This window comes from Burkholderia sp. E168m23 (assembly GCF_016586125.1).
Lineage (GTDB): Bacteria > Pseudomonadota > Gammaproteobacteria > Burkholderiales > Burkholderiaceae > Burkholderia > Burkholderia orbicola.
In genome coordinates this window covers 1-3261 of sequence record NZ_BCPP01000828.1, presented here as the reverse complement: position 1 = coordinate 3261, position 3261 = coordinate 1, and the positions used below count along the sequence as shown (strand labels likewise).

The window sequence follows — 3261 nt, the reverse complement described above, 5'->3', positions numbered from 1 at the left end:
CGCATCGAAGGCGCGGGCGAATGGACGGTGTTCTGGCGCATCGTGCTGCCGCTGATCCGGCCGGCGCTGGCCGCGCTCGCGATTCTCGTGTTCACGTTCGTGTGGAACGATTACTTCTGGGCGCTGTGTCTGACGCAAGGCGATGAGGCCGCGCCGATCACGGCGGGTGTCGTGGCGCTGAAGGGGCAATGGACGACGTCGTGGAATCTCGTATCCGCCGGGTCGATTCTCGCCGCGCTGCCGTCGGTCGCGATGTTCTTCGCGATGCAGAAGCATTTCGTCGCGGGGCTCACGTTCGGCGCGACGAAAGGCTGAACGCGCGCCGCTCGCGTTTCGAATCTCCCCCTCCGCATCGTGAGGTTGCCCGCTTCGGCGGGCTTTTTTCATGCTTTGCGGGGGTGCGTGCATGTCGGTCGGGGAGCCTGAGCTTCCTTTCGCGGAGTCGGAAAGCTGCCATTCAACGACTCAGGCACGGCGAGCGGTGCGTTCCCTCGCGGCCCTGAGGTGAATGTATGAAACTGGGGATGGACGGGAGCGGAATGCCATCCTCATTTTTTCAACAACAATCAATGAGGATGGTGAGTTGTCTGGCGCTCGACGTAGCTTTGCAGAACGGACAGGGCTTAAACCTGCTCGATGACGTAGGGTGCATGCCCGAATTCGAGATGACGCTCGTTCGCGAAGTCGTACATGCGGATATCGCGGCCCTGCTTGAAGCTCGGAATGATACTGCTCAATACGTTCACGTTGTAGACGATCGAGGCACGGGCGGTCGGCAGGGTAAGGTTCAGAACGGCGTGGAAAGTCGGTTGGATTTCTCCGTCAGAGAGCTCCGTTAATAGAGACCCTGAGATCGCGATGGCCTGGTCCTTCGCGACGTCGACGAGACACTCCTTGTCGCCCTGGAACAGGACGAGTCCCGGCGCATTCGGCTTGATAACCGTGATCAGGTGTCCGTCCTCGTGCTTTCCTTGCAGATAACGGCTGTTGCCGAGACGGAGGTCTTCGCGGTAGTGGTTGTATTGCAGATATGAGTCGTCGCGCGTCGGAATTTCGCGTGCGTAGCCGTAGCGCTTCCGGATTTCGTCGACCAACTTCTGCCCATAGCCGGCGACCTGCGCCTCGTAGCTCGCGATACGCGAGTAAAACTCGCTACGGCTGAACTCGTACTGCTGGTGCTCGTCCTTGAAGCGATGCCAGTAGTTGAAGATCTCGCACCGGTCACTATTTTCTTTTCCGATATGGGAGTATCCGACCGGAAAGTAGCCGTCGGTCCGGTCGACGAAGCAGAACTCCTGTTTGTCGCGGAAACCCACAGTCCCCGCCAACTGCTGAAGCGCATGGAAGTCATCCTGCATCCTTGGCCCGATCGAGATGATCGCAAATCCTTGGTCGACAATCTGGTTAGCCCACTCCTGCCAGGGCGCTGTGTTGTCGAGCCTTCGGTCGATCACGATAAGCTCACTGGACTCTTTCTGGACTTGATCGCGCATGAATTTCTCCACAAAAGAAAAGTTCTAAGGAACATGCACAAACACCGATTGCCTCTCCACAATCGGGATATCAATTCGTGACCACACGTAAGCGAGGGCGATACTCCGTGACGAACATCGCGGCGATGATGAGCGCTGCGCCGGCGAAATTCATGGAACTCAGGCGATCACCACCGAGGACGTAGCCGAAGAGCCCACCGAAAACGGGCTCCAGCACCAGGATCAGTGCGATTCGACCAGGTGCGGATTCGACCTGTGCCCGGGTCTGCACGAAATAGCCGATCGCGGTCCCCCCGATTCCGACGATGATCGCCGTCCAGACGGGCTGAGGTGAGTTAGGAACTGAAAACTCGTGGAATGCCAACGACCACAACAGCGACAGTACGCCTACGACCAATACCTGGATGAATGCAAGCAGTTCGACGTCGGCGCCCTTGCTTCGCTTCGATAGCACTACGATGTGCAGCGCCGTGAAAACAGCACACCCAAGAACAAGTGCATCACCGACGTGTATCGAAAGGTCCCGCATCGTCAACATGGCAAGACCAACAGCGGCGATCGCCGCGCCGATCACCTGTTGCCGGCTCGGCCGAATCTTGAGCATCCAGTAGCCAAATGCTGGAGCGAAGATGACCGCGAGCCCCGTAATGAAGCTCGCGTTGGATGCAGTCGTGTAAGCGATGCCGGCTGTCTGGAACGCGAATGCGATGAAAAGGACCACGCCGGGCAATATGGCACGCCGCCCTGCGCGCCATTCGACGTGTCGCCAGCGGCGCATCAACACGATGAACATCGCCGCTGCGCCGATCAGGAAGCGATATGCGTTAAACGTTGATGCACTGACGAACCCTAGAGATTGATGAATTGCGACAAATGACCAGCCCCAGAGTATGGTCACGCAAACAAGCGCGAATGCCCAAGTATTCTCAGACTTCATCTCATACCCCGGTATGAAAATTTATAAACGATTCACCATCGCGAATAAAATCAATACTTTCGCAACTTCGTTGAGTATCGGTTCAGACGAGGAGAGAGATATTGCTAGGTAGGGCCATCACTGAGATTCAGCAGGACGAGGCTACCTGCAGCCATCGCGAGGCCACAGAGCTTCGATACCGAAACAGATTCGCCGAAGAGCAATATTCCGAGTCCGGCGGTGATGGCGGTACTGGCGCCGGCCCACGCGGCGTAGGCCAGACCCACCTCGACGTTTAATGTCGTAATGGACATGAGCCAAACGGCGCCGGCGTAGCAAACGACGGTGAAGACTGAAGAAGGAAGGTGGGTGAATCCAGACGAGAATTTGAGCCCAATGGTACCGAATACTTCGGCAATCACACTCAGTCCAAGGACAAACCAGGCAAATCGACTCGAAGTCACAATGCACCTCACCGTCTGCATCGTTTATACCGAACGATGCAGGGGGAGGGGTGGATTCAGCGGTACCCGGTAGACGTCAGATTAATACAAGCCTGGACGGTCTACAAGAGGCGGTCAGCCGCCCGAATAAATTGATTGTTTCTATCGATAGCACCGGTATAGAAAAGGCGACCCATGATTGGAAATGGTTTTGAAACATTCGATAACCGGAAACCATCCTCTGATTTCGTGACAATCCCCTTTCAAGCGAAGGGAGATTTAGCGTGCGCCTTTACAACGGCCGCTGTCCGCCCCAGCCGGCCATCCGGTCTTCGACGCCGTCAACGACTGCGGCAGCCCGCCCCATCGCCGAGGGTCGGCTACGCGTACTTGTCGCCGACCGTACTGC

The 3261-nt window shown here is 57.0% G+C and carries 4 protein-coding genes; 1 reads left to right on the top strand and 3 read right to left on the bottom strand.

All coding sequences use genetic code 11. From position 1 onward, the window contains the following. On the top strand, positions 1–315 hold a 315-nt coding region (locus JMF90_RS30370; RefSeq protein WP_201325826.1), incomplete at its 5' end, for a carbohydrate ABC transporter permease. A 308-nt stretch (positions 316–623) separates the two neighbouring features. Here the strand turns inward: JMF90_RS30370 and JMF90_RS30365 are convergent. The 3 genes from JMF90_RS30365 to JMF90_RS30355 all read right to left on the bottom strand — a co-directional run bounded on the left by JMF90_RS30365 (position 624) and on the right by JMF90_RS30355 (position 2894). Beyond that, on the bottom strand, positions 624–1493 hold the full coding sequence (locus tag JMF90_RS30365; RefSeq protein ID WP_011548782.1) for a hypothetical protein: 870 nt from the start codon (positions 1491–1493) through the stop codon (positions 624–626). 70 nt (positions 1494–1563) lie between these two features. After that, positions 1564–2430, bottom strand: coding sequence for a DMT family transporter (locus JMF90_RS30360; protein WP_011548781.1), 867 nt, complete (start codon positions 2428–2430; stop codon positions 1564–1566). Between the two features lie 104 nt (positions 2431–2534). Beyond that, entirely contained in the window at positions 2535–2894 is a 360-nt protein-coding gene (locus tag JMF90_RS30355) for a multidrug efflux SMR transporter (RefSeq protein ID WP_011694904.1), read from the bottom strand. Positions 2895–3261: the final 367 nt, after the last annotated feature.

Bases quoted from the DNA above. Each gene is read 5' to 3' on its own strand.
- JMF90_RS30365 (WP_011548782.1), bottom strand. From the start codon at position 1,493: ATGCGCGATCAAGTCCAGAAAGAGTCCAGTGAGCTTATCGTGATCGAC.
- JMF90_RS30360 (WP_011548781.1), bottom strand. From the start codon at position 2,430: ATGAAGTCTGAGAATACTTGGGCATTCGCGCTTGTTTGCGTGACCATA.
- JMF90_RS30355 (WP_011694904.1), bottom strand. From the start codon at position 2,894: ATGCAGACGGTGAGGTGCATTGTGACTTCGAGTCGATTTGCCTGGTTT.